Origin of the sequence: Microcoleus sp. N9_A1, assembly GCF_036701795.1 — a bacterium.
In the GTDB taxonomy this organism is placed as follows: Bacteria; Cyanobacteriota; Cyanobacteriia; order Cyanobacteriales; family Microcoleaceae; genus Microcoleus.
The window spans coordinates 92,109-115,592 of record NZ_JAUBRI010000016.1; the positions used below are offsets into that span (position 1 = coordinate 92,109).

Annotated in this window: 20 protein-coding genes; 10 read left to right on the plus strand and 10 right to left on the minus strand. The window is 45.3% G+C overall.

Translation table 11 applies throughout. The features are described from left to right. The first annotated feature begins 86 nt into the window (after positions 1–86). From QUA58_RS10440 to QUA58_RS10460, 5 genes are all read left to right on the plus strand, one after another. Positions 87–1,289, plus strand: a complete 1,203-nt coding sequence (locus tag QUA58_RS10440; RefSeq protein WP_333393954.1) for a glycoside hydrolase family 10 protein — start codon at positions 87–89, stop codon at positions 1,287–1,289. A 14-nt stretch (positions 1,290–1,303) separates the two neighbouring features. Further along, positions 1,304–1,981 carry a TIGR02117 family protein gene (locus QUA58_RS10445; protein WP_333393955.1) on the plus strand — a complete coding sequence of 226 codons (678 nt, stop codon included), beginning with the start codon at positions 1,304–1,306 and terminating at the stop codon, positions 1,979–1,981. Positions 1,982–2,385: 404 nt separating this feature from the next. Further along, complete coding sequence (gene hisA, locus QUA58_RS10450; RefSeq protein WP_333393957.1) at positions 2,386–3,159, plus strand: 1-(5-phosphoribosyl)-5-[(5-phosphoribosylamino)methylideneamino]imidazole-4-carboxamide isomerase; 774 nt, start codon at positions 2,386–2,388, stop codon at positions 3,157–3,159. A gap of 121 nt (positions 3,160–3,280) precedes the next feature. Beyond that, on the plus strand, positions 3,281–4,681 hold the full coding sequence (locus tag QUA58_RS10455; protein WP_333393958.1) for a cation:proton antiporter: 1,401 nt from the start codon (positions 3,281–3,283) through the stop codon (positions 4,679–4,681). 190 nt (positions 4,682–4,871) lie between these two features. Then, the gene (locus tag QUA58_RS10460) at positions 4,872–5,168 is read left to right on the plus strand and encodes a DUF433 domain-containing protein (protein ID WP_333252384.1); all 297 of its coding nucleotides are present in this window, start codon (positions 4,872–4,874) and stop codon (positions 5,166–5,168) included. 232 nt (positions 5,169–5,400) lie between these two features. On the opposite strand, the gene QUA58_RS10465 is transcribed toward QUA58_RS10460, so the two are convergent. After that, the gene (locus QUA58_RS10465) at positions 5,401–7,575 is read right to left on the minus strand and encodes a glutamine synthetase III (protein ID WP_333252383.1); all 2,175 of its coding nucleotides are present in this window, start codon (positions 7,573–7,575) and stop codon (positions 5,401–5,403) included. An 899-nt stretch (positions 7,576–8,474) separates the two neighbouring features. Further along, positions 8,475–9,725: an alpha/beta hydrolase gene (locus tag QUA58_RS10470; RefSeq protein ID WP_333252382.1), complete on the minus strand. Its 1,251-nt coding sequence runs from the start codon at positions 9,723–9,725 to the stop codon at positions 8,475–8,477. 186 nt (positions 9,726–9,911) lie between these two features. Here QUA58_RS10470 and QUA58_RS10475 point away from each other — a divergent pair, with 186 nt between their 5' ends. Beyond that, on the plus strand, positions 9,912–10,106 hold the full coding sequence (locus QUA58_RS10475) for a hypothetical protein (protein ID WP_333252381.1): 195 nt from the start codon (positions 9,912–9,914) through the stop codon (positions 10,104–10,106). A 3-nt stretch (positions 10,107–10,109) separates the two neighbouring features. On the opposite strand, the gene QUA58_RS10480 is transcribed toward QUA58_RS10475, so the two are convergent. Next, positions 10,110–10,712 carry a 2OG-Fe(II) oxygenase gene (locus tag QUA58_RS10480; protein ID WP_333252380.1) on the minus strand — a complete coding sequence of 201 codons (603 nt, stop codon included), beginning with the start codon at positions 10,710–10,712 and terminating at the stop codon, positions 10,110–10,112. Between the two features lie 143 nt (positions 10,713–10,855). Between QUA58_RS10480 and QUA58_RS10485 the strand changes: the two genes are divergently transcribed. Beyond that, positions 10,856–11,968 (plus strand): ankyrin repeat domain-containing protein, encoded by a 1,113-nt coding sequence (locus QUA58_RS10485; protein WP_333393959.1) that lies wholly within the window; start codon positions 10,856–10,858, stop codon positions 11,966–11,968. Between the two features lie 101 nt (positions 11,969–12,069). Here the strand turns inward: QUA58_RS10485 and QUA58_RS10490 are convergent, their stop codons facing one another. Further along, complete coding sequence (locus tag QUA58_RS10490) at positions 12,070–12,456, minus strand: DUF5615 family PIN-like protein (RefSeq protein ID WP_333252378.1); 387 nt, start codon at positions 12,454–12,456, stop codon at positions 12,070–12,072. Then, a complete protein-coding gene (locus QUA58_RS10495) occupies positions 12,449–12,778 on the minus strand; it encodes a DUF433 domain-containing protein (RefSeq protein ID WP_332990934.1) in 330 nt (109 codons plus the stop codon). Before QUA58_RS10495 ends, QUA58_RS10490 begins: the two co-directional genes overlap by 8 nt. A gap of 151 nt (positions 12,779–12,929) precedes the next feature. On the opposite strand from QUA58_RS10495, the gene QUA58_RS10500 reads away from it, so the two are divergent. The 3 genes from QUA58_RS10500 to QUA58_RS10510 all read left to right on the plus strand — a co-directional run bounded on the left by QUA58_RS10500 (position 12,930) and on the right by QUA58_RS10510 (position 18,958). After that, the gene (locus tag QUA58_RS10500) at positions 12,930–15,290 is read left to right on the plus strand and encodes a glycoside hydrolase family 31 protein (RefSeq protein WP_333393960.1); all 2,361 of its coding nucleotides are present in this window, start codon (positions 12,930–12,932) and stop codon (positions 15,288–15,290) included. Between the two features lie 164 nt (positions 15,291–15,454). After that, a complete protein-coding gene (locus tag QUA58_RS10505; RefSeq protein ID WP_333393961.1) occupies positions 15,455–16,969 on the plus strand; it encodes a hypothetical protein in 1,515 nt (504 codons plus the stop codon). Positions 16,970–17,053: 84 nt separating this feature from the next. Then, positions 17,054–18,958, plus strand: a complete 1,905-nt coding sequence (locus QUA58_RS10510; protein ID WP_333393964.1) for an ABC transporter ATP-binding protein — start codon at positions 17,054–17,056, stop codon at positions 18,956–18,958. Positions 18,959–19,011: 53 nt separating this feature from the next. Here QUA58_RS10510 and QUA58_RS10515 read toward each other — a convergent pair whose 3' ends face one another. From QUA58_RS10515 to QUA58_RS10535, 5 genes are all read right to left on the minus strand, one after another. Further along, positions 19,012–19,524 (minus strand): hypothetical protein, encoded by a 513-nt coding sequence (locus QUA58_RS10515; RefSeq protein WP_333252371.1) that lies wholly within the window; start codon positions 19,522–19,524, stop codon positions 19,012–19,014. A gap of 211 nt (positions 19,525–19,735) precedes the next feature. Then, positions 19,736–20,014: a hypothetical protein gene (locus QUA58_RS10520; protein WP_333252370.1), complete on the minus strand. Its 279-nt coding sequence runs from the start codon at positions 20,012–20,014 to the stop codon at positions 19,736–19,738. A gap of 483 nt (positions 20,015–20,497) precedes the next feature. Then, positions 20,498–22,117, minus strand: a complete 1,620-nt coding sequence (locus tag QUA58_RS10525) for a CHAT domain-containing protein (protein ID WP_333252369.1) — start codon at positions 22,115–22,117, stop codon at positions 20,498–20,500. A gap of 189 nt (positions 22,118–22,306) precedes the next feature. Then, positions 22,307–22,777 (minus strand): tetratricopeptide repeat protein, encoded by a 471-nt coding sequence (locus QUA58_RS10530; RefSeq protein WP_333393966.1) that lies wholly within the window; start codon positions 22,775–22,777, stop codon positions 22,307–22,309. Further along, positions 22,770–22,949 (minus strand): hypothetical protein, encoded by a 180-nt coding sequence (locus QUA58_RS10535; protein WP_333252367.1) that lies wholly within the window; start codon positions 22,947–22,949, stop codon positions 22,770–22,772. The genes QUA58_RS10530 and QUA58_RS10535 overlap by 8 nt, the downstream gene beginning before the upstream one ends. Positions 22,950–23,484 lie beyond the last annotated feature (535 nt).

A 23,484-nucleotide genomic window follows, 5' to 3' on the forward strand; every position in this document is an offset into this window, starting at 1 on the left:
ATAAAATAACCCTCGCTGACGCACCCTCACAAGCTAATTATACGGTAAAATATCAGTCTAAAAATAATCATATTTGAGACAAATTGATGATTAAATTGCACAAATGGCAGCGGATACTGGCTTTAATAGTTGTTTTTGCGATCGCCCTTACCTCCTCCGCGATATTATCCCCGCGTCTCTTGGCTCAAACCCCGCCCAAAACCCCAACAACTGAATTGCGTGGCGTCTGGCTGACTAACATTGACAGCGAGGTGATATTCTCCCGCAACAACATCATTGACGCTGTAAACCGACTGGACAAACTCAATTTTAATACCATCTATCCCACGGTTTGGCAAGGAGGCTATACGCTTTATCCGAGTGCTGCCGCCCAACGAGTATTCGGACAGTCGATCGACCCATCGCCCGGATTGAAAGACCGAGACATCCTCAAAGAAATTATAGCACAATCCCGTCAAAAAGGTATAGCAGTAATCCCCTGGTTTGAGTTTGGTTTCATGGCTCCCGCCGAATCGGAATTAGCCACACTTCACCCAGACTGGCTGGCGCAGCGGCGCGACGGTTCAACTATTTGGAAAGAAGGCCAACACGAGCGAGTTTGGCTGAATCCTTTTCATCCCCAAGTGCAGCAATTTATCTTAGATTTAATCCTAGAAATTGTCGATAATTATGATATAGATGGCATTCAATTTGACGATCATTTCGGCTTGCCAGTAGAATTTGGCTACGAGCCACTAACAGTGTCAATGTATCAGGAACAAATCAAAAGCCCTCCCTCCGACGACGCCCGCGAAACCTTCTGGGTGCGCTGGCGCGCTGACAAAATCAACGACTTCGTGGGGCGAGTTTCCCGCGCCATCAAATCCCGCAAAGAAAAATGTATTGTCAGCTTATCTCCGAACCCTTTTCACTTTTCTTTACCCGCCCACTTGCAGGACTGGTTTACCTGGGAAAGACGCGGCTACATCCAAGAAATTGTGTTGCAAATTTATCGCAGCGATATCAAGCGTTTTAGTGCCGAACTGGAACGGGAAGAAGTCAAATTAGCTAAACTTCACATTCCAACTGCGATCGGCATTTTAACAGGTCTTAAAAATAATTCTGTGCCGCTCAAGCAAATTCAAGAACAAGTGCAAGAAGTGCGAAAAAGAGATTTCGCTGGCGTGTCGTTCTTTTTCTACGAAAGTTTGTCGAATTGGGCTAGGGAAACCCCCGAACAGCGTAATTATGCTTTGCAAGAATTTTTTCCCACAAAGATGCAGCGCCCGCCATCCGAAGGCACAAGTTGAAACCCACGGTTAAAATGAGAAAAATCATACAGCGCTTAGGAATTGTCATCTTATCTTTTAGCACTTTCTTAACAATTGGCTATCTCACTCCCAGAAAGTGGGGAAATTACTCGCAAGCAGATTGCACAATCTCTCTATACATTTCCAACCAAGGCATCCACACCGAAATCATCGTTCCAGTGAAAAATGAATATTTTGACTGGAATCAATTTTTACCGCTAACAGAAATAGGACGGGATGCCACTTCTGATTATAAATATATATCTTTTGGGTGGGGAGATAGAGCTTTTATGCTGGAAACTCCCACATCAGGAAGTATCAACCCAGTTACAGCTTTCAAGGCGCTATTTCTCCCTACTCCGTCTACCGTACAGGTTCAAAGTTATCGGGTTTTTCCCAAAAGTATAGAAACCAAATGTGTGAAAATTAACGGCGAAAATTATTTGAAGATGGTAAATTTTATTAAAAATTCATTCCTATTAGACGCAGCAGGTAAGAAAATTAAAATTAGCTACGGCTACGGTAACAGCGACAGTTTTTATGAAGCAAAAGGCAGTTACTATGTTTTGAGAACTTGCAACGACTGGACGGCAGAAGCTTTGCAAAAAGCCGAGGTAAATACTCCTTTATGGTCAACGCTTTCTTCGGCAATTATGTTTCATCTTGATAGCGGTTGCGAATGTCACAAATAAATGGTATTAGGTAATGTTCAGTTGACAGTTGACAGTTGACAGTTGACAGTTGACAGTTGATAGCGACCTATACCTGGCAGGAAGAGGATTGGATTCAGTTGACAGTTGACAGTTGACAGTTGATAGCGACCTCTACCTGGCAGGAAGAGGATTGGAGTAATGAATAGTCTTCTTTTAATTTCTCCCGCTTATGGGTTCCGGCTTTAAACCAAGTTTTTTTGGTAATGAATAGTATTCTTTTAATTTTTCCCAATAGGGAGAGGCTTTAAACCAACTCTTTCGGGTAATAATATTTTTAATTTAGGTTATAAAATTTATAATTAATTATTATGTATGGGTGGGAATCTTGCCTAAAGTTGCATTCTTTTTTTTAGCTGGTATAATTACCAATTTGAGGAAAAATTATGAATGTAATTCCAGCGATCGACCTATTGGACGGAAAATGCGTCAGATTGTATCAGGGAGACTACGCCAAGTCTCAAACTTTTAACGACAATCCCGTAGAAGTCGCCAGACAGTGGGTAAATCAAGGCGCGACAATGCTGCATTTAGTAGACCTCGACGGGGCCAAAGCAGGCCATCCCGTCAACCAAGCAGCCATTGAAGCGATCGTCCGCGCAGCAGACGTTCCTTGTCAAGTAGGGGGCGGAATGCGCGATCGCCCTTCTGTTGCGGCCATTCTCAATTTAGGCGTTCAGCGCGCCATTCTTGGGACTGTTGCTGTCGAACAACCGGAATTAGTCGGTGAATTGTGCGCCGAATTTCCCGATCGCATTCTCGTCGGAATCGATGCCAGAAATGGTAAAGTTGCTACCAGAGGCTGGCTGGAAACTTCCGAAGTTTTAGCAACAGAATTGGCGCAAAAAATGGCCGAATTGGGGGCAGCAGAAATTATTTACACTGATATTCACCGCGATGGTACTATGGAAGGGCCGAACTTAGAATCTTTGCGCGAAATTGCTAACGCTATTTCGATTCCAGTGATTGCATCGGGCGGCGTTAGTTCGATCGCAGATTTACTCAGTTTGTTGGCTTTGGAACCAATTGGTGTCAAAAGTGCGATCGTCGGTAGAGCAATTTATACCGGTGATATCTTGCTAAAAGAAGCAATTCAAGCTGTCGGACAAGGGCGGTGGCAAGATGTACCCCCAGATTTGGGTTCTTCCAGTTTTGCTTGAACATCTGAATCCGGTGCCGCCAGCCTTTAAAAAACTGGAACTCCTAAGTTTGTGTGCATCTAGAATTATCTGATTTGAATGTCTTTCTTATCATCATTGTACCATGTTTTTAAACCCAACAATGACAGCTTTAAGTTCTGGGATAGCATCCTTAGTTGCTCCCATACCTTTGTTAGCAACAGTCGATCCCGAAAATTCGCCGCTCGTTCTGAGCGGAGTTCTGCTCAGTTTGGTAGTGATTTATCTTGCCAGCAAATTAGGCGCGGAAGCGGCTCTGAAGTTTAATCTTCCACCTGTTTTGGGTGAACTTGTAGCAGGGGTGATTGTTGGCGTATCCGCTTTGAACCTGATCGTTTTTCCCGAAGGCGGACTGTCAGCTTCCAACTCAGGAATTATGACTGTTTTGCAGTCGATAAATCCTATGTCCCCTGCCTCCGTCACCAGCGTGTTTGAATCGCAGAGCGAGATCGTTTCTGTGCTGGCTGAATTGGGGGTGATTATTCTACTGTTTGAAATTGGTTTGGAGTCGGATCTCAGACAACTCAAAGAAGTAGGAATTCAAGCCACCTTTGTCGCTGTTGTCGGCGTAGCAGTTCCCTTTGCTGCCGGTACTGCGGGCTTGATGATAATTTTTCACACGGCGGCGATTCCGGCAATTTTTGCCGGGGCTGCTTTGACGGCAACCAGCATCGGAATTACCTCGAAAGTGTTGTCTGAATTGGGAAGGCTCAAATCAAAAGAAGGTCAAATCATTGTTGGGGCTGCAGTAATTGACGACGTGCTGGGAATTATTGTCTTGGCGGTAGTTGCTAGTTTAGCGAAAACAGGTGAAATTGATGTTGTTAATGTCATCTATTTAATCATTGGTGCAACTGCATTTTTGCTAGGTTCAATTCTGTTGGGCGGCATTTTTAATAAAACCTTTGCCGCAGCAGTTGATAAACTCAAAACTCGCGGTAATATCGTCATTCCGGCATTTATATTTGCTTTTTTCATGGCGTTTATCGGCAACGCAATTCATCTCGAAGCGATTTTGGGTGCCTTTGCGGCTGGTTTAGTGCTAGATGAAAGCGATGCCCGCAATGAGTTGGATGAGTTGATTAAACCCGTCGCTGATTTGTTTGTACCCATCTTTTTTGTGACGGTGGGAGCGCGCGCCGATTTGGGCGTTTTGAACCCAACAGTGCCGGATAATCGGGCGGGACTTTTGATTGCCGTGTTTTTGATTGTAGTGGCGATTTTGGGCAAGTTGATAACTGGTTGGGCGGTGTTTGGTCAGCCTGGAATCAATCGATTGGCGATCGGAGTTGGGATGATTCCTCGGGGCGAAGTCGGGTTAGTTTTTGCCGGTATCGGTTCGGCTAGCGGGGCTTTGGATAAGCCGCTGGAGGTTTCGATTATTATCATGGTAATTCTGACGACTTTTTTGGCTCCGCCTTTTCTACGGATTGCCTTTGGCGATACGGTAGAGCCTCCAGCTAGCGGGGAACCTTCCAGCGAGCAAACAGCAATTGGCGGGTGATTATCTGTTGGGTATCTAACAAATAAAGAAACGGCGTCGTGCCGTTTCCCTACTAAAATTAACCCGCAATTTAACTGGTTCCTAGGCTCATCACCTGGGAACTTTTATCACTCTTGCTCTGCCTCGCTTTAACTGGTAACGAGTAAAAGCACTATAATTGTGGGAAATACTTGATCTGGTATTTGCAGCTATGGTTCAAACAACGGAACATCTTTACATTGTCAGAGATCAGCAAATTCTCAGCGGTGAGCCGATCGTCAAGGGCACGCGGACATCTGTTAGGGCGATCGTTGAAACTTGGCGTATGGGCATTTCACCTGAAGAAATTCCCAACGGTCTTCCTCACCTAACGCTGGCACAGGTATTCGATGCGTTGAGCTATTACAGTGACCATCAAGATGAGATTAATACTTATATTGAACGCAACCAAATTCCTGATGATTTAATTATGCAAAGTCTCAGAAACCGGGTTTATCAGAAAATTTGAGTTGGGTAGCGTAATATTTAGGAAGAAACCGGGTTTCTGGCAATTCTGCAAAGTCTAAGAAACCCGGTTTCTGGGAAAATCTAAGTTGAGTAGCGTAATATTTAGGAAGAAACCGGGTTTCTGGTAATTATCCAACAAATTTCACCTGCAATTTACCAAAAAAAATAAGGAAACAAAAACAAATAAGGATGCGGTACTGCCGCATCCCTATAGAAATTAACTCAATTTGCTATTACTTAACAAACAGCATTTCTTGATAAGTAGGCAGCGGCCACAAATCATCAGCCACTTCACCTTCCAAAGCATCAGCATACTGCCTAACCTCATCCATCAAAGGGCGAATTGTTTGCGAAGCGTACTGCATATGCTCGTCTGTTGTAGCAAAATCGTGTTTGGTCAAAGCATCAGTCAACTTGCTCGCAGTATCCATCATTGACTTAACCAGAACCGCTACTTTTTCGGCAGTGGCTTTTTCCAATTCAATGCCAATTTCTTTCAACTTATAAATCGTGGTAGAAAGATCGGACAAATAGCTCACCGCTGCCGGATAAATCATAGTTTTCGTCATGCTCAGTACCAGTTTTGCTTCGACTTCAATTGCCAGCAAATACTGCTCTGCATACACGTCATAACGGCTTTCGAGTTCAACCGGAGTCAGAACACCTGTCTTTTTAAACAAGTCCTCAACGTATCCTTCCTTCAACGCGGACAAAGCATCTGCCGTAGTCCGCAAGTTGGCTAAACCCCGTTCTTCAACAGCCATTTTGTGCCATTCTTCAGAATAGCCGTTGCCACCAAATAGCACCGCGCCGTGCTCGTCCATCACTTCTTTCAGGAGGGTTTGGATAGCAGCATTCAGTTCAGTGCCCTTAGCCAAGTCGCTTTCTAATTTGTTAGCAACCCAGTCCAAAGAATCTGCAAGAATAGTATTCATTGCCACCAGCGGGCCGGAAACAGATTGACCGGAACCTACAGCACGGAATTCAAAGCGGTTTCCCGTAAAGGCAAAGGGCGAAGTCCGGTTTCTGTCGCCGGCATCTTTTACGAAAGTAGGCAGTGTTTCTACGCCTAAATTCATGATTCCGCGATCTTTAGAACCTTTAACTCCGCCCTTGCTAATTTGCTCGAAGATATCTTCTAATTGCGAGCCCAAATAGACGGAAATAATTGCTGGTGGAGCTTCATTAGCACCCAAACGGTGGTCGTTGCTGGCAGTTGCAACTACTGCGCGCAACAAGGAGCCGTATTTGTGAACGCCGCGAATTACAGCGCCGCAGAACACTAGGAATTGTATGTTAGAGTGCGGTGTATCGCCGGGGTCTAATAAGTTGCCTTGGGTGGCGTTACCGACTGACCAGTTGACGTGTTTGCCGGAACCGTTGATTCCTGCGAAGGGCTTCTCGTGCAGCAAGCACATAAAACCATGTTTCTTCGCTGTGTTGCGGAGAATTGTCATGGTTAATTGTTGGTGGTCACTGGCGACGTTTGCTGCTTCAAAAAATGGTGCAATTTCAAATTGACCGGGTGCTACTTCGTTGTGGCGGGTTTTGGCAGGAATTCCCAGGCGGTACATTCTTTCTTCTACTTCTTGCATGAAGACTTGAACGCGCTCTGGGATTGCTCCAAAATAGTGGTCGTCAAATTGCTGACCTTTGGCGGGAGGTTTGCCAAAGAGGGTGCGACCGGCTAGCAGTAAGTCGGGGCGGCTGTGGGCGAAGTTGGAATCTATTAGGAAGTATTCTTGTTCGCAACCGCAACTGGAATTTACGGGAGCAACTTCGGTGTTTCCTAACAGCTTTAATACTCTGGTTGCTGCTTTGTTCATGGCGCCAATGGAGCGCAAAAGCGGGGTTTTCTTGTCTAGGGCTTCACCTGTCCAAGAGATGAAAACAGTGGGAATGCACAAAGTCATGCCGTTGTCTGTTTCCATGACATAGGCGGGGCTGGTGACATCCCAGGCTGTGTATCCGCGAGCGGCGGCGGTGGAACGAATGCCGCCGTTGGGAAAGGAGGAACCGTCGGGTTCGCCTTGTACTAAAAGTTTACCTGCAAATTCTGAGATGACGGAGCCGTCGCTTTGGACTGAGATGAAACCGTCGTGTTTTTCGGCGGTGCTGTTGGTTAGCGGGTAGAATACGTGGGCGTAGTACAGGGCTCCTTTGGAAATGGCCCAATCTTTCATTGCTACTGCAATTACATCAGCTACGGAAGGATCGAGGGTTTGCCCGGTTTGAATGGTATTTTTTACTGATTTGAAAATATTTTTGGGCAGTCTTGCTTGCATTTGGCTCAGACTAAAAACGTCTGTTGCCCACATATCTTCTAACCGCTTGGGAGGCTTGGGTGGGGTCAGTTGGCGGTTGACGATTTGAGAAATTGCTTGAACGCGCGATTGGTTTCCACTCATGGTTATTTTTATTGGGATTAGGGGAGCAGTAGTTGTGAAAAATAGGGGTTAGGGCAAGTCTAACCGTTGATGAATCTGTTAGATTTTACTAACATTTTTAGTCAAGGCTAACTTTTTGGAGAAGGCCTTTTTTGGCAGGATCTGAAGGATTGGAGGAGCGAGGCGCAATCACTTCGCTTTCTGTGTTGCTGAGAATCCAGTGTTCGATAGATGCGGTGGGATTTCAGTTTTTAGCAATAAAATAGATGACAAGAGGCTGTACTAACTTTAGTTAACATCATAGATGTGGTCGGTGCACAGATTTAGTAGCTAATTTTAACCCTGGTAAGCTCAAAAATTTTGTGCGAGTCAATTCCGATTAATTCTGGTCAAAACTACTTATGGTTTTTAACGGTTCGACGATCGATAAATCGCAGTCCAGCAAACAACGCACTCGTTTATGGTTTTGGGGAATTATGGAGAGTACACAGTCTACACTTGGAAAGTTTAAACAATCATTAACCAAATAAATGTATCCTAAGCTACAGAATTCTGATTTTTTTTCAGAAAGGTCGATCGCACCGAGCGCACACAACCGCAGGATTTCAGTGTAACAGTACGCGGGGCGCTGAAACTGAGGGCGATCGTACATTTACAGGACTTACCCAGGCACACTATATAGTGTGGCAAGAAAAGGATCTCGCTTTGACTTTGCTGAATTCGGGTATGAAATTTGTAGGGCAATCCCCCGGTGGTTACCCCACCACTGACGGGTAAGCTTTGATTCAACAGCAACGCCACAAAACTTTCTCGGAGCCGTAATGGGGATTTCTATGAATTTAAAATGAAGAGACTTAGAGCAATAGTTCAGACAGTTTGAGGCCCCGTTCATTGAGCACAAATGAGTAAATTTTAAACTTTTATTTAACTCGTTGGTAATCCGAAGACTTCAGAGCATGAGCCAAAAAGCGTTCTGTGTAGTACAAAGCAAGTTGATTGCTCGGCCCATTAAAAACTGCATCAAAGGCGTGTTCAGCCCAAGGGATTTCAAGCAAAATAGCGCGATTGCCCGTGGCTCGCAATCGTTGGTAGAGCGATCGACCAAACTTAGGCTGAACTATATGGTCGCGACCTGCATAAACCAGTAGAGAAGGGGGAAGATTGGGTTTAATATAATTTATGGGAGAAGCCTGACGGTAAAGCTCGTTGAGTTCATCTGGGGTTCCTCCCAGAAAGGCACGCAAGACGGCTCGAACATTTATGGCATCAGGAAAAGGTGGGTCATTGTATCCCCGGATCAGGTCATTTGGCCCGTAATAGTTCACCACTGCTCGAACGGGAAGCACGCTTGAATCATAAGCAGTTAGCATTGCTAAATGGGCACCGGCAGACCTTCCCATCAGAGCAATTCTATTGAGATCGATTTCCCAATCATTGGCATGATTTTTGATATAGGAAAGAGCGGCTTGTACGTCCTCAAGCTGAGCAGGAAATCGATACTTGGGAGCGTGGCGGTAATCAATTGCAACCACACAATAGCCTTGAGCGGCCATGTAGCGACTGAATTCCTCATTGTAATCGGGATTGCCTCTGAGCCAAGCTCCCCCGTAGAGCGTGATTATCGCCGGATATTTGCCAATTTGCATCGGCCGGTAAAGGTTTAGTTTCAGTGAAACTCCGTCAGGGTTGGCAAATACAATAGTGCGATCAATCCTAACCTCTCTGAGGGGAATTCCTCGGAACGAATCTGCGAGAATAAACGGTTGAGGGCGTAGCTGCGCGCGATCGGCTGGAGGAATGGCTGCTAAATAGTTTTCCCCTAAAACTGCTTGCATTTGGGTAGCTATGGCTGCATTGGCTGCGGGGAACTGCATCAGGGGTAGCAGGCCCAGGATTAGGGCGAACAGGTTACAAATTGACAAAATAATGTAGACTTTGCCTTGATGCCGCCTCAAAAGGTTCAGCAGAAGGGCGATCGTATTGATACCGACCAACCAAGGACTGATTTCTGGTGCACCCACCGCCAAAGGGTACAGGAACAGCGTGGGTGCTGGTACGATGACCCAGAGACTGAGAAATAGTGCGATCGCACTCAGGAACCAAGAAATAAATGGCGAGACTAAGAATGCTGCCAATAAAGGTAACTTTTTGCGGTTCTTCTTGTGGAGCATCGGATTTTCGCAGCCTAATTTTTAATCAGTTTAAACTAATACCATCGCCATAAAAATAGGCTACAATGACACTGAGATTTTAACAAGTGTTGCAGAAAAGTAGATTTCCCAGAAAAAATTGATTTAACAGTTAGTTCGTTAAAAATAACTTTGTTGCATTAGATACTACCAGCTCTTGCAGAGATAATGGGGCTACAAAACGCCCAACGGTTGCATCACATTCTTACCCAATTACGCCGGGAGGCTCAAGCCTTGAGAAGCCAAAGGCTAGAATTAATTTTAAAAATTATTAAGCCGATCGACATAGTTCTCATCATTGACGAAACGGCATATCTAAAGAAAGTAAAACCCACAGATCGCGCTGTCTTTTTGAGCGAATAAACCTTACTTAATTTTTGCTTTCACGGCCCTAGACTCCACTGTGAATCCTGGAATATCTTGCAGTTCTGTTTCGCTCAAACTGTACTGTTCGCAAACCAAACTTAAACGAGTCCCGGTACTTTTAACGGCGTTGACAGAGTGAGTCAAATCTCCTTGAAAATAGATCAGCGAGTTGGCTTGCGGCTTAATCTGCCCGACTTGCTGTTTGTTGCGCCGCAGTATCAATTCTCCCCCTTGCAAGTTGGGGGGAACTTGTACGTACAAAACGCTGACGGCTGCGGGAGGTTCAACAGTTTTGCAGTACGATCGCAAAGATCGATCGATATGCGGATCGACACGGGAACCTTCACCCAGCAGCAGGGGATTGAGATAAAAAGCGTTGCATTCAGGGTTTAATGCTCTGTCTAGATAGGGTTTGAAGAAGGGGAAGCGGCGCTCTACTTCGGCAATTTCGGAACGCTTAAACACCACGGAAAAGCCTTTTGTGCCGATGAAATCGCGGTTGAGGTTGTTGATGGCAAAATAAGGTGAGGCGAGAATTGCTCCTCGCAAGTCGTTGAGATAGTCGATCGAGAAAGCGTTAGGATGTTGGCTGTAATATTTCAAGGCGCTTAAAAATCATCAAAGTTTAACGGAAACAGCGGATCGGAATGTAGCAATCGTTGATATTTGGGATTGTTTGGTTCCTCGCGCGGGATCTATGGAAGTTAAAAATTATAGTCTATTCTAGGAGCGACTGTAAGATAATTATGCGTTTTTTTCGTTTTGGCTGTCTTGGTATTTTAGGCTTGTTAATTATCCTCTCGGTAGCGCCCCGAGAAATCATGAAATCGGGTATTCGCAGCGCTGATTGGAGTCCAGACGGCCAATATGCGATCGCCATTGTCAGACATCCGATGCTGTTTTCAATGCCCGGTGGGGGCAGCGATGCGCCTTGCGATGTATTTTTGTTCGATGCGTCTGGAAGGGAGTTGAAGAGTACAAGTTTTGAGATGGTGCAACTTGTGTCTGCAGACTGGATTGGCGATCGGGTTGAAGTTGGAATGTTTGAGCGATGGGAATTGCCCAAAATAGATAATATCAACATTCTGCTGTTTAGTGCTGCTTACACGGGCAATTTGTTGGAAGTTAAAAAACTCTTGGCCAACAATGCGGATGTTCATTTCAAGACTTATTTAGACCAAACACTGTTACACGCGGCTGCTTTTGGCGGGAATCAGACTATTGTACAGTTGTTTCTGCAAAAAGGATTGGATGTAAGGGCGATCGACAAAGCAGGAAAAACTGCCCTGCACATGGCGGCTGCTGGAGGGGGTAGCGGGGTGATAGACTTATTGATCGCCAGCGGTGCAGATATGGAGGCGATCGATCGCAATCAACGCACGGCACTCAACATCGCAGCAGAAAGCGGTAATTTTGCAGCAATGAAAGCCTTGATTAATCGAGGCGCTAATGTGAAAAACGACCAAATTTTGTTTGCTGTTATTAGCAGGTTTAAACCGGGCAAAAAGAAACTAGAGATGGTTGAATTAATCCTAAAAAATCAAGCCCAAATTCCTCAAGGATTGTTGTACAGTGCGGTGTCTTGCGGAGATATTGACCTGGTAAAATTATTGATCGATCGCGGTGCTGATGTCAACGCTCCCGATCCTTACGACAATACTACTCTATTGATGAGAATTGTGCAACCTAACACTGGTATTTCTGGGCTATTAAAACCTAAATTTGTGAAGTTGTTTCTTTCAAAGGGTGCGGATGTGAACGCTCGTAATAAAAATGGTGCAACGGCTTTAACCATTGCTGAAAAATCATCAACTTCGGAGATTGTTAAGTTGCTCAAGCATAACGGCGCTAACAGATAACTCGGCGGTTGAAACCTATCCTAAACAAACTTTCTGCCGCACCTATAATCAGCTTCACCGAACGTCCTACGCAGACAGTTTTAGTATAACATCAAATCGATCTATCTATCGTACTCTTGGTAGATAAAAACTTGACTAACAGATTTTGGTTGATTCTGTTTTTTGATGCGAACCAAGCGATTGGTAAGGTCGGGATTTTCACTTAAGCAGGCATGAAGTGCTTGGGCTTGTCCTCCATAATCCCGATCGTCCTTACAGATGATGATACCTGAGTGAGCAACACCAGTTCTGTGTAGTGCAATAAAATCATCGCGGTTTAACGTGACTAGAATTCGCTGCTGTTGGGTAGCGAAAGCGAGGACTGTCTCATCGGGGATACCCTGGTTAGCATTTTGAGCCTCGTAGCAAGTGAGGAAATCGTATTCTAGTTGCCGCAAGTGTCCAACAATATCTAGGGGAAAGTTTTCGTCACAATAGATTTTAGTCATCTACCCCGTCTGAGTTATTATAAGCGATCGCGCGATCGACTTCTGAGGAGTTTTGTTCGTAGTATTCCCAAGCAGCAGCGAGGTTTTGGGGAGTTAGGCTTGGATAGTTACGCAGAAGTTCTGAATCGCCTGCACCTTGCTGGCGGAAAGAAACCAGCGTCCAAACGGGAATCCGGGTACTGCGAATGCGGGCATTACCGCCACAAATGCCGGGAGTTTTCTCGATCGCATTAGCTTTGAGACGGCTTTCTAACAGTCCTCTTTCTTCGGGGGAAAGCGATTCTATAACTTGGACAAGCGACTCGATTAATCGCGCATTCATACTGAAATTGAGCTAAGGCTATGACATTATTGTAGCCTACTTCCCCCCAAAATTATTGAATATGGAAAATTGCTCTACCTAGTTCATCCTTTGGTCAGATGACAGTCCTGAATTCCTTCAGCAAGATAGATAATATTTTAGGTCAGGGTAGATGCCGCAATACTTCGGAAAACTCCAAACAACAGAACAGCCTTGGTCAACCATCGACTCCGTACAATCGATCGCTCGAACCGACGATCGCACAATTCACTTCAACTGCGGCGAAACTTCCCTCAACATCAGCATCCTCGCACCGAATTTAGTCCGAGTGCGAATGTCCCCGACGGGCGAATTCACAACTCGTAGCGTAGCGGGGCGTAAGCCATCGTACTCAGTAACTCTCCCTGACGAAGAGTGGGAAATTGTACCGTTTGAAGTGCGAGAAACCGACGAAAAAATCGAAATAGAAACAGCACAAATAACAGTTTCTGTCAAGCGCGATCGCCCTGGAGTCGAATGCTTTGACAAATCGGGAAAACCCTTTGCTAGCGACTGCGATCGCGCCCTAGGATGGCGCGCCGGCGCAACCGCAGGCTGGAAGCGCATCGAAGCCGACGAACACTTCTACGGTTTCGGCCAGCGCACCGGCTTTCTCGACAAACTCTCCGAAGTCAAGACAAACTGGACAATAGACGCGCTTGACTACAATTCCCTCAGCGATGAAATGTACCAGGCGATCCCATTTTACATCGCCCTGAATCCCGATCGCGCTTACGGCATTTTCTTCAACACTACATTTTGGAGTCAATTCGACATCGGCGCCGAAAAACCGGGCGTGTTGCGGATGGAAACCAGAGGCCCCGAACTCGACTACTACATCATCTACGGCCCGGAACCCGCCCAAATTTTAGCCACCTACACGCAGTTAACCGGGCGGATGCCAATGCCGCCAAAATGGGCGCTGGGATACCACCAATGCCGCTGGAGCTACTACTCCGAGGACGTTGTGCGGGAGTTGGCCAAGGAATTTCGCGATCGGGCGATTCCCTGCGATGTCATCCACCTCGACATCGACTATATGCACGGCTACCGCGTTTTTACCTGGAGCCCGAAGCGTTTCCCCGATCCCGCGAAACTGATCGCAGACTTGAAAGCAGCCGGTTTTAAGGTTGTCACGATTGTTGATCCCGGTGTCAAGTACGAACCGGAAGGAGATTATGAAGTATTCGATCAGGGTGTGGAGAATGACTATTTCGTCCGCACTGCTGAGGGAAGGCTATTCCACGGTTACGTTTGGCCCGAAAAAGCGGTGTTTCCCGACTTCCTGCGGCCAGAGGTGCGCGAGTGGTGGGGCGGCTTGCACAAAGCCCTTACTGATATGGGCGTTGCGGGGATTTGGAACGACATGAACGAACCTTCGATCGCAGAACGGCCTTTTGGCGACGGCCACGAACACATCTGGTTTCCGCTGGATGCACCGCAAGGCCCGGAATCCGAGGGCGCCACCCACGCGGAAACGCACAATTTGTATGGGTTGATGATGGCGAAAGCTTGTTCGGAAGGGTTGCAAAAAGTGCGATCGGGCGAGCGATCTTTTGTGCTGACGCGATCGGGTTTTGCGGGCGTTCAGCGTTACTCCTCGGTATGGATGGGCGACAATCAATCGCTGTGGGATCATTTAGAAATGTCGATGCCGATGCTTTGCAATATGGGGCTTTCCGGCGTGGCGTTTGTCGGTTGCGACATCGGCGGTTTTGCGGAGAATGCAACCGCCGAAATGTTCGCGCGGTGGATGCAGGTGGGGATGCTGTATCCCTTGATGCGCGGTCATTCGGCGATAAGTACGGCGCAGCACGAACCGTGGGTGTTTGGCGATCGCACTGAGAAGATTTGCCGCGAATACATGAATTTGCGCTATCAGTTGTTGCCTTACATTTACACGTTGTTTTGGGAAGCTGCGACGACGGGCACGCCGATTTTGCGACCGCTACTATATCATTTTCCGCGCGATCGGGCAACTTATCACCTTTACGATCAAGTATTACTCGGCCCGTCGCTGATGGCTGCACCTGTTTACCGCCCTGGAGTTGAGCATCGCGCCGTGTATTTGCCGGAGGGGACTTGGTACGATTGGTGGACGGGCGAATGCTATCAGGGCCCGATGCACATTTTAGCCCATGCACCTTTGGAGAGAATGCCGCTTTACGTGCGGGGAGGGGGCATAATTGCGATCGCGCCCGTGCAGCAATTTGTCAGCGAACAACCGCTTGATTCATTGAAAATGCGAATTTGGCCCGGAACTGGTGAATGGACGCTTTATGAGGACGACGGACACAGTTTTGAACACGAACAAGGTGTCTGGGCTGCGACTAATTACCAGGTGTATTTTGAGGGTGAAAAAGTGATAGTTGAAATTGCGGCGCGGGAGGGAGAATTTTCGATTTGCGATCGTGAAGTTACTGTGGAAGTTGTTGGCGTTGGGGAACAGCAATTTACAGACGATGGTGCGGCGCGGCGTTTGACATTTGGATAGTTTGGCATAAAGCGGTTTATGCTATGGTGGGATTCGTTTAGGGCGATCGCTCGATCTGGTAGAGTTTGAGATGGAAAGGGCGATCGTAACCTGAAAATCGGGTCAGCCTGTGATTCCGGTGTGGTGCGATCGAATTCATCAGCAAGTACAGCAAAACTAAAAAAATGGAAATTAACACCTTGGATGATTTAGATAAACTTGAGCTCAAGATTCGTCAGAAAATTAGCAAATTCAGGCTAGGTGATGTTTTGTACTCTCTCTATGAAATAAAAGATAGCTTGCGTCCCTTTATAGCTGCGGGAGTTGCCCTATTTGCTGTTAGATTTTCGTTGCCTAGCATAGCAAGCCAAAACTTTAAATTACTAAACATTAATACAATTATAAGACTTGTTTCTGATTACTTACTAGCCGATCCTATAACCTTTGACCAAGAGTTAGAGAATAATTTTATGGGTTCTAATCCCGCTTTTGTGATGTTGAGATTAGCCTGTAGCCAATTTCCATTTGAGGTTAGTGAATTCAGTCAATTTTCAAGACCTATCTTACTTTACCATGAGATTCCCAATAGTTTAGTAGGTAAGGCAGGTATTCCAAAATTCGATATACACAAAGAATTTTTAATTTTTAATGGAGTCTCTATACATGAATTTATCAATATTGGATTCGCAGCATCTGCATTTGCAAGAAATAATTTTTCGTTCTCCTTAAACTGGTTTGAAAAACTGCGCTCACAAGGTATTAGTCTTCTTGATGATAAAGCTATCTCTCAGGCAGTTTACCAGTTAGCAGGCGATCAAGTTAAAATTACAACCTTGTATGACAAGCGTAAAAACACCGATCGTAGATTTAGAATGTATGATTTTAATCCTCTGCAGACATATCCCCTAATATTTCCTTGCAAAAGTAAGGGCTTTGGGAATTTTGGACAAGACTTTATGTGCGCTTCAGTGCCTGGTTTAATTGATGAAAGAATGTCTCTCGGTATATATTATCAACTATATAATAATTTTGGTCAAAAATTTTCCAATTATTTTGGATATGTTTTAGAAGAGTATTTAAAACTTATATTAAATAACTCTATTACTTCAGAAAAAATTATTGATATACGCGACTTAGACCTTGGATTCAAATCTCCTGATTATGCAATTATTGATGGTAGTGTAGCGATAGTTTTGGAGTGTAAAGCAACCAAATTTAAATTACCTGCTAAAACTATCTCATCTGAAGAGGCTATCAATGATAGTTTGGAACAAGTCAAAAAAGGTTTAATACAACTTGATACCTTTATCAAAGCCTGCAAAGCCTGCAAAGCCCGAGCAAGTAATCTAGATGAATTTCATGAGTGCAGCACATTTATGCCAGTGTTAGTTACTCTTGAAGAGATGTATTTAATTAATAGTGATGATTTTCGCGCTCACATAAATGAGTTATTGAAAAATGAAGAACTCGTCAGTCTAGATTGGCAAATACTCTCAATTGGTGAGCTAGAACGTTTGCAGCCTCATCTAGCAGCGGGCATTCACTTATCTCAAGTGCTTCAAGATTTAAAACACAAAAGTTTTAATAGTGTGTTAAAGGAGTTGGCTTCACAAACTCGCAAAACTTTTAAAGATTCTTTCCTCTATCCTAAGCAAAAAGAACTATATCAGCGCCTTGGTATTCCTGACAGAAGTGAATAGAAAAATTACTACTGACAACATAGGATTTCCTTTTTTACAATATACCGTCCGGGGATGACTAGACCCGACACCTACCCACAAACTATGCAACCCATCCAAATTACCACAGTCCAAGCTTTGCGGCGCAGCTTAGGCCTCATAATCAAAGCTGCACCCATTGAACTCCGCAATTTAATATTACTCAATATCATTCGCGGTGCGGCCCCATCTGTCGTGCTGTTCTTAAATAAATTAATCATTGACGAAGTATCTCGCCTGCTGTCGCAAACGCAAACAGCACAGCCCTTAGCTTTGATACTTTCCCAGCCAATGTTGCTGTGGAGTATTGCTGGAGTCTTAATTCTCAAATTAGTTGGCGACTCCATCGATACAATGAGTTCCTTTACAGTAACATCTTTGCGCGATCGCCTTCAAGGCGCAGTTGAAGGAAAAGTCCTCGAAAAAGTTGCCAATTTCGACGATATCGCCCTGTTTGAAAACCCAGAACTCTTAAATATTGTAGAACTCGCAAAAACCGGAGTATCCCGAATACAGCAACTAGCCTTCACCATCAGCATGACCATCACGGGAATTTTTATATTTATTCCATCTGTAAGCCTTGCTGCTGCTATAGCTTGGTGGGTGCCTCCGGTGATATTACTTTCATCAATTCCCTCAATTTACATCGAAAGAAAATATACGAGACTCATCTGGAGAGTTCAAAAAAAGCAAGCTAAAATTACTCGCGAAATGAACTTGTCTGCTAGAGTATTGACTGGCGAAGAATACGCTAAAGAATTGCGTTTGTTTGGCTTGCAAGAACTTTGGCTCAAACGCTGGCAAGGTCAGTTCGTGCAGTTTTTTAGCGAGATGCAGGCAATCAGAAAAAAGGGAGCAATTATTGTACTGCTGTGGTCTATTCTTAGTAGAATAGGAGTAGCTTTGCCCTTTGTTTATGTGGTAATCGGAGCTTTGGGAGGGCGCTATACTTTGGGAGATTTGGCGCTTTATTCTGGTTTGATTGTCCAAGTAGAAAACAGTTTAGAATTACTGATTAATAATTACACTAATTTGTACGATATTGCTCTCGGTGTGAGTCCGATTTTTCAACTGTTGGATATGAAACCAGAGTTGCAGTCTCCGCTTGGGGATGTAGCGTCTCGCCTGCCTAGTTTACCAGATGGCGGGCAAGATGGCCGTGCCACAGGTCAATTGCTAGGTCACGGGCAAGATGCCCGTGCCACAAAGGATAAAATTGGTATCGAGATTAAGCATTTATCTTTTTGCTATCCCGGCAGCAGTAAAAACACAGTTACAGATATCAACTTAACCATTAATCCGGGGGAAATGCTAGTTTTTGTGGGTGAAAATGGCGCGGGCAAAACTACCCTTGGCAAACTGCTCGGCAGATTGTACGATCCGAGTGAAGGTTCGATCGCCTGGAACGGTCAAGATTTGCGATCGTACTCCCTATCATACGTGCGATCGCGCATCGCGTATGTCATGCAAGATTACGCCCGCTTCCCCTCCACAGTCCGCGAAAACGTCGGTTTCGGCGACTTGCTTTCCCTGTCGGATGACACCGCAATTAATCAAGCAATTTCCGAATCAGGAATCGCAGCTAAAGTCAACAGTTTAGAGCAAGGTTTAGAAACACCCTTGGGGAAACAATTAGAAGACGGTATCGACTTATCCGGGGGACAGTGGCAAAGAATTGCGATCGCCCGCGCCCTCATGCGGCTTTCTACAGCCGAAGTCCTAATTTTTGACGAACCAACCGCCGCCCTAGACCCCAAGACAGAACACGAAATTTACAGCATCTTCCGCCAAATCGCCGTCGGGAAAACAACGATTGTCATCAGCCACAGATTGGGATTGGCCAAAATTGCCGATCGCATCGCCGTGATGGAAAATGGTAAAATAGCCGAAATCGGAACTCACGACGAATTGATCGCATCCAACGGAATTTACTGTTCCATGTTCACCCGTCAAGCTAGTAGCTACATTTAGAGTTAAACAAGGTGAATCCGCCGCTACCTAGAAAATCTTTTTCTTAGCAGCGACTACGACTTGGGGAATATTTTCCTTACCAGCCACAGGATAACTAATATCAGCCCCCCAAATCCTAAACCGAAAGCCAAACTCAAGACAATCGTCGCGGTGAAAGGATGAAGCGGGAGGGAAGAATCGGGTTGCCATTTAATGGGTGTATCTTTGATTAGAGGATAGGCTGCTGAAAAGATTTGGCCGCCGCCGATCGCAGTTCCGACAAAAAATATGATATTCTCAAGTTGGCGATCGCGATATTTCTCATTTTTTTCCTGTTGCGCGTCCAATTCCACCTGTTCGATTTCCACCATGCCGCGGATTGTGGAGATTGTCTGCTGGAACAAATCTTGATTGGCAATCAGGTAGTTTAAGTATTTTTGAATTTGACTTTGATATTTGCGATCGGACAAATCCCGAAACTTCTGCAAAAACTCTAGATTGTCACCTATGGACAAACCTGTAATTCTAGCATAAGCTTCCTCATAATTGTCAGTATTAATATCAGTCGTAATACTGAATTCTCCCAAATGCCGCAATTCCTGACCATAATGTTTGTCCGATGGATGCTTAAATTTGACTCGGTAGCAGGCCGCTTTGGGGATTTAATTGCTTTAAACTTGCTACTGAAATGGTATCATCATCTTTATAATAAAAAGTCAAGTCTGCGGTGTAGGTGTCGTGAATTCGTCTAGCCTCAATTGAGCCGTTGAGTTTGAGATTATACTGCTGAATAAGAGGCTAAAATTTTATAATTTTGCCATCTGTTAGCAATTTTTGATCGCTCAAGTTGGCATCTTCGCCCGCTGCATGATACTTTCCATCTTGGTAGCAGATGAGATTGTTTCGGAGGGATTTGAGTTCGGGAAAATCGAATTTTTCGCCGACATTATCGGCGAGGTTTTGCCAGAGATGTTCGGCATTTTGGGCTGTTTGTTGGTAGCCTTCGTCTCCGTCATTTCGCCGGTGGAAAGGATAGAGGGTGATGCTGGTATTTCTAATTTGCGGTGGTGGCTTCATAATCAAACTTTGTGGAATATACTGACATTATATCCGGTAAAATAAACATAATTTCGGTAGCTTGTCTGCAAGTTCGATAGTCCGATAGTCCGATAGTCCGACATTCCGACATTCCGACATTCCGATAGTCCGATAGTCCGACATTCCGACATTCCGACATTCCGACATTCCGACAGGGGTTAAAACCCCTGTCTCATAGCTAAAGTCGGTTTCAACCGACTGGGGAGATATTACAATGCTTGTTAAAAATTGTGTTCTTCAGTTCTCTTTGAGAGGACTTTTGCTATGAGACGGGGGTTTTTAACCCCCGGCGGACTTGTGGGTTAGCGTGGGATTTTGGACGCTGATGATTGTGGTGAATAATCGCAGGTTTGCGATCGCATTTCTATCGTTGAGTGGCGAGAAACCGGGTTTCTGCGACAATTTTTGATTGAGTACGAAAAATCTAGCAAGAAACCCGGTTTCTGAGATTCGCGACAGTATTTATGTTGGATTCTCAACCGATTCCGTCCCAGAATCACCGGTTTCAACCACCGAAACCGGCGGCCCAGACGGATATAGCCTCATCATATTATCCATCAGCACTTCCATAAACTCCCTCACAACTTTTTCCGGTGCATCGCCATCAGTACCACCAGGCCCAGCTTGCTCGATTTCGTTCTCTAAATTCTTTTCAATTTGCGATCTAGTTTCGCACCATGCCCGGATTTTTTCTGCTACAATCTGCACATTATCTGTTGATTCCACATCAAGCGCAGCTAAATCATTAACAAATAACTTCGGTTCCGATATTTTCAATAACTTAGCTAAACCCGCCCCAATCTCTTCAGATGTATAATTATCGGGTAGTGACATTTTTAGCCTCCTTAAATCTACTTGTTGAATCTCTAATGGTAAACTTTCGGTTTCGCCGATTAAGGTAAATGCAGCCCAGGCTATCGGACTGGGAAATCGTTCCTTTGTTGTTAGCATAGCATACCGCAACGCCGCCGCTCTGTTATCGCCTCGTGCTAAATTTTGGTAAAATTCAATCATCAGTAATTTGGCTGAAATTACTCCCATATTCCACAGGGAGACGATGATACTCGGTACTCCCGCGAGGATGAAACACCGCGATAGTCCGTTGACTCCATCTCCCGTGATTGTACCGCGGCCTGTGCTGCAAGCGCTTAATACTACGAGTTCGGAATTGAGTTTTAATTTGAGGATTTCGGCGGCATTCAGCGCGCCGTCGTCGTCTCCTGAAGCAGCTAAAATAATCGTGCCGGGAATGCCGGAACCTTGGAAATCGTCGAGGAGTCCGTGGGCGGATAAATGGACGATGCGGGTGTTTAGCATCTGGTCTAATATGGCGGCTTTGGTGGCATTTTTTCCGCTAATTGCTGCGGTTCCTAAAATCGCGGCTATGGCTTCGGCGGCTTCTTTTGCCCTCGATATTTGTCGGAGTTTGTAGGGGTTTTTTTGGAATTTTGCAGCAATAGTTGGATCGCCGACTATCAGGGCTGCTTGTCTCAATCCTTTGATGTTTTCTTGGTGTTGGCTGGTTTGTTCTAATACTTGGATGGATGGGGCGGTGAGGATGGTATGGTCTTCGATTAAGTAGCGGTTGTTGGCGGATTGCAGGGCCGTGAAGGGGACTAAAAATAGTTCGTAGTGGGGGATGAAGATGACGAGGGAATCGGGGTCAGTTGGGAGTAAATCGGCTATGGGTTCGATCAGGATTTGATGGAGTATTTTTAGTAAGCGGCGTTGTGTCTCTATACTAGAATTGGGCTCCATCTGAATTTTGTTGCCTTCATCATCGGTTTCATCAACTCCGATGGAGACGCGGGTTTTGAGGATGATTTGTTTGAGGGATAGCTTTTGTTGGTTGAGGGGTTCGAGGTTGGCGGCGCGATGGGTGATGTTGCCGTTTGGTTGGATTACCCAGATGTAAAGGTTGTCTGAATCGATAATCGAATATTCAACGATTGTGGAATTTTTCTGTTGGGCGATTTGTTGGACTCTGGGAATTGATAATGTACTTGTGACTTCGTTGGTTGCTAAGTCGGTTGTTAAGAGGTTTTCTTGCAATAATTCTGCGAAGGCGCGGGTACGACCCATTTCGGAGATTTCTAGGGCTTCATCAAATTTAGTTTGGGCGACTAGGACTTGTTGCAGGTTGCGATAGGCAGATACTTGGGTTTCAAAGATTGATACTTTGTGGTCATTGTTGACTAATTCAGACCGAAGAGTTTCCAGAATTATGATTGATTCACGAAGTTTTGCTTCTGCTTCTGCGAGTTGGTTATTTTAGAAAAAAATTAAACCTAGATTGTTCAAAAAAATGGCTTCTCCTTGGCGATCGCCTATTTCCCGTGAAATCTCTAAAGACTGTTGGCAAAAGTCGATCGCCCGATTGTACTGCCCTAGGGATTGGTAAGCATTGCCCAAATGGCCGAAGGCATGACCTTCTCCCACGCGATCTCCGATTTCCCGTTTAATCACTAAAGACTGTTGGTGAAAGTCGATCGCCCGATCGTACTGCCCTAGGGAATAGTAAGCACAGCCCAAATTGCCTAATGAAGCAGCTTCTTTTTGGCGATTTCCGATTTCCAGATAGATAGTTAATGCCTGTTCCCAAGACTGCAAAGATTCTCGAAATTGACTGATTTTATACTGCTGATTCGCTTGTTTCAACAGTCTGTCTGCTTCCGCTTTTTGTTCAATTTTTGCTAGGAAATCGCCGACTCGTCGTGCTAATTTCTTCACCCAATTAAACATTGTCACCATCTCCTTTTTCTCTAAGATTATCTGCCACTTCTAGCATTGCCGCCACCAAGCCATCATCCAGCAAATCCGGGTGACTTTTCAATATCTGGGCTTCTTCGCCGGTGGGACAAGTTAGAAGTTGATTAATCAGGTTGAGATAGGCTGGTTGGCGTTCAGAGTTCATGGGGGAGTTAGGGGAAGGTTGAAGGGTGAAGGCTCAATTAAATTGCGATTGATTGATTATAGATTGAACTGGGATTAGCGTGGGTGGCGAGAAACCGGGTTTCTGCGACAATTTAGGTTAAGCACAAGAAATCTCGGAAGAAACCCGGTTTCTGAGATTAGTATGCGCTCTAATTTCCGCTGCGTGGCGAGAAACCGGGTTTCTGCGACAATTTGGTATATGTAGGGTGTGTCGCCATCGACAATCTCTGAAAAAGAGTAAAAATCTAATAGCGACGCACCTTACACATTGAGATTAGGATGGGTGGCGAGAAACCGGGTTTCTGCGACAATCTCGGCTGAGCACAAGAAATCTCGGAAGAAACCCGGTTTCTTAGATTAGCAGTCCAACCGGGCGATCTGTTTGTCCCGAAGTCCGCCGGGGATTTAAATCCCTGTCTCATAGCCAAAGTCGGTTTCAACTGAGATCTTGCACCATTCTCAATTAGCCATACTGCCAACCACTAACAGTGATGTCAAAACCCTGCTGACGAGCT

What these genes read in the sequence shown, in the direction of transcription:
- QUA58_RS10440 (WP_333393954.1), top strand. Translation starts at nt 87, where the DNA reads ATGATTAAATTGCACAAATGGCAGCGGATACTGGCTTTAATAGTTGTT.
- QUA58_RS10535 (WP_333252367.1), bottom strand. Translation starts at nt 22,949, where the DNA reads ATGAACTCTGAACGCCAACCAGCCTATCTCAACCTGATTAATCAACTT.
- hisA (WP_333393957.1), top strand. Translation starts at nt 2,386, where the DNA reads ATGAATGTAATTCCAGCGATCGACCTATTGGACGGAAAATGCGTCAGA.
- QUA58_RS10520 (WP_333252370.1), bottom strand. Translation starts at nt 20,014, where the DNA reads ATGAAGCCACCACCGCAAATTAGAAATACCAGCATCACCCTCTATCCT.
- QUA58_RS10475 (WP_333252381.1), top strand. Translation starts at nt 9,912, where the DNA reads ATGGGGCTACAAAACGCCCAACGGTTGCATCACATTCTTACCCAATTA.
- QUA58_RS10490 (WP_333252378.1), bottom strand. Translation starts at nt 12,456, where the DNA reads ATGACTAAAATCTATTGTGACGAAAACTTTCCCCTAGATATTGTTGGA.
- QUA58_RS10495 (WP_332990934.1), bottom strand. Translation starts at nt 12,778, where the DNA reads ATGAATGCGCGATTAATCGAGTCGCTTGTCCAAGTTATAGAATCGCTT.
- QUA58_RS10485 (WP_333393959.1), top strand. Translation starts at nt 10,856, where the DNA reads ATGCGTTTTTTTCGTTTTGGCTGTCTTGGTATTTTAGGCTTGTTAATT.
- QUA58_RS10530 (WP_333393966.1), bottom strand. Translation starts at nt 22,777, where the DNA reads ATGTTTAATTGGGTGAAGAAATTAGCACGACGAGTCGGCGATTTCCTA.
- QUA58_RS10500 (WP_333393960.1), top strand. Translation starts at nt 12,930, where the DNA reads ATGCCGCAATACTTCGGAAAACTCCAAACAACAGAACAGCCTTGGTCA.
- QUA58_RS10505 (WP_333393961.1), top strand. Translation starts at nt 15,455, where the DNA reads ATGGAAATTAACACCTTGGATGATTTAGATAAACTTGAGCTCAAGATT.
- QUA58_RS10470 (WP_333252382.1), bottom strand. Translation starts at nt 9,725, where the DNA reads ATGCTCCACAAGAAGAACCGCAAAAAGTTACCTTTATTGGCAGCATTC.
- QUA58_RS10460 (WP_333252384.1), top strand. Translation starts at nt 4,872, where the DNA reads ATGGTTCAAACAACGGAACATCTTTACATTGTCAGAGATCAGCAAATT.
- QUA58_RS10455 (WP_333393958.1), top strand. Translation starts at nt 3,281, where the DNA reads ATGACAGCTTTAAGTTCTGGGATAGCATCCTTAGTTGCTCCCATACCT.
- QUA58_RS10525 (WP_333252369.1), bottom strand. Translation starts at nt 22,117, where the DNA reads ATGGGTCGTACCCGCGCCTTCGCAGAATTATTGCAAGAAAACCTCTTA.
- QUA58_RS10445 (WP_333393955.1), top strand. Translation starts at nt 1,304, where the DNA reads ATGAGAAAAATCATACAGCGCTTAGGAATTGTCATCTTATCTTTTAGC.
- QUA58_RS10510 (WP_333393964.1), top strand. Translation starts at nt 17,054, where the DNA reads ATGCAACCCATCCAAATTACCACAGTCCAAGCTTTGCGGCGCAGCTTA.
- QUA58_RS10465 (WP_333252383.1), bottom strand. Translation starts at nt 7,575, where the DNA reads ATGAGTGGAAACCAATCGCGCGTTCAAGCAATTTCTCAAATCGTCAAC.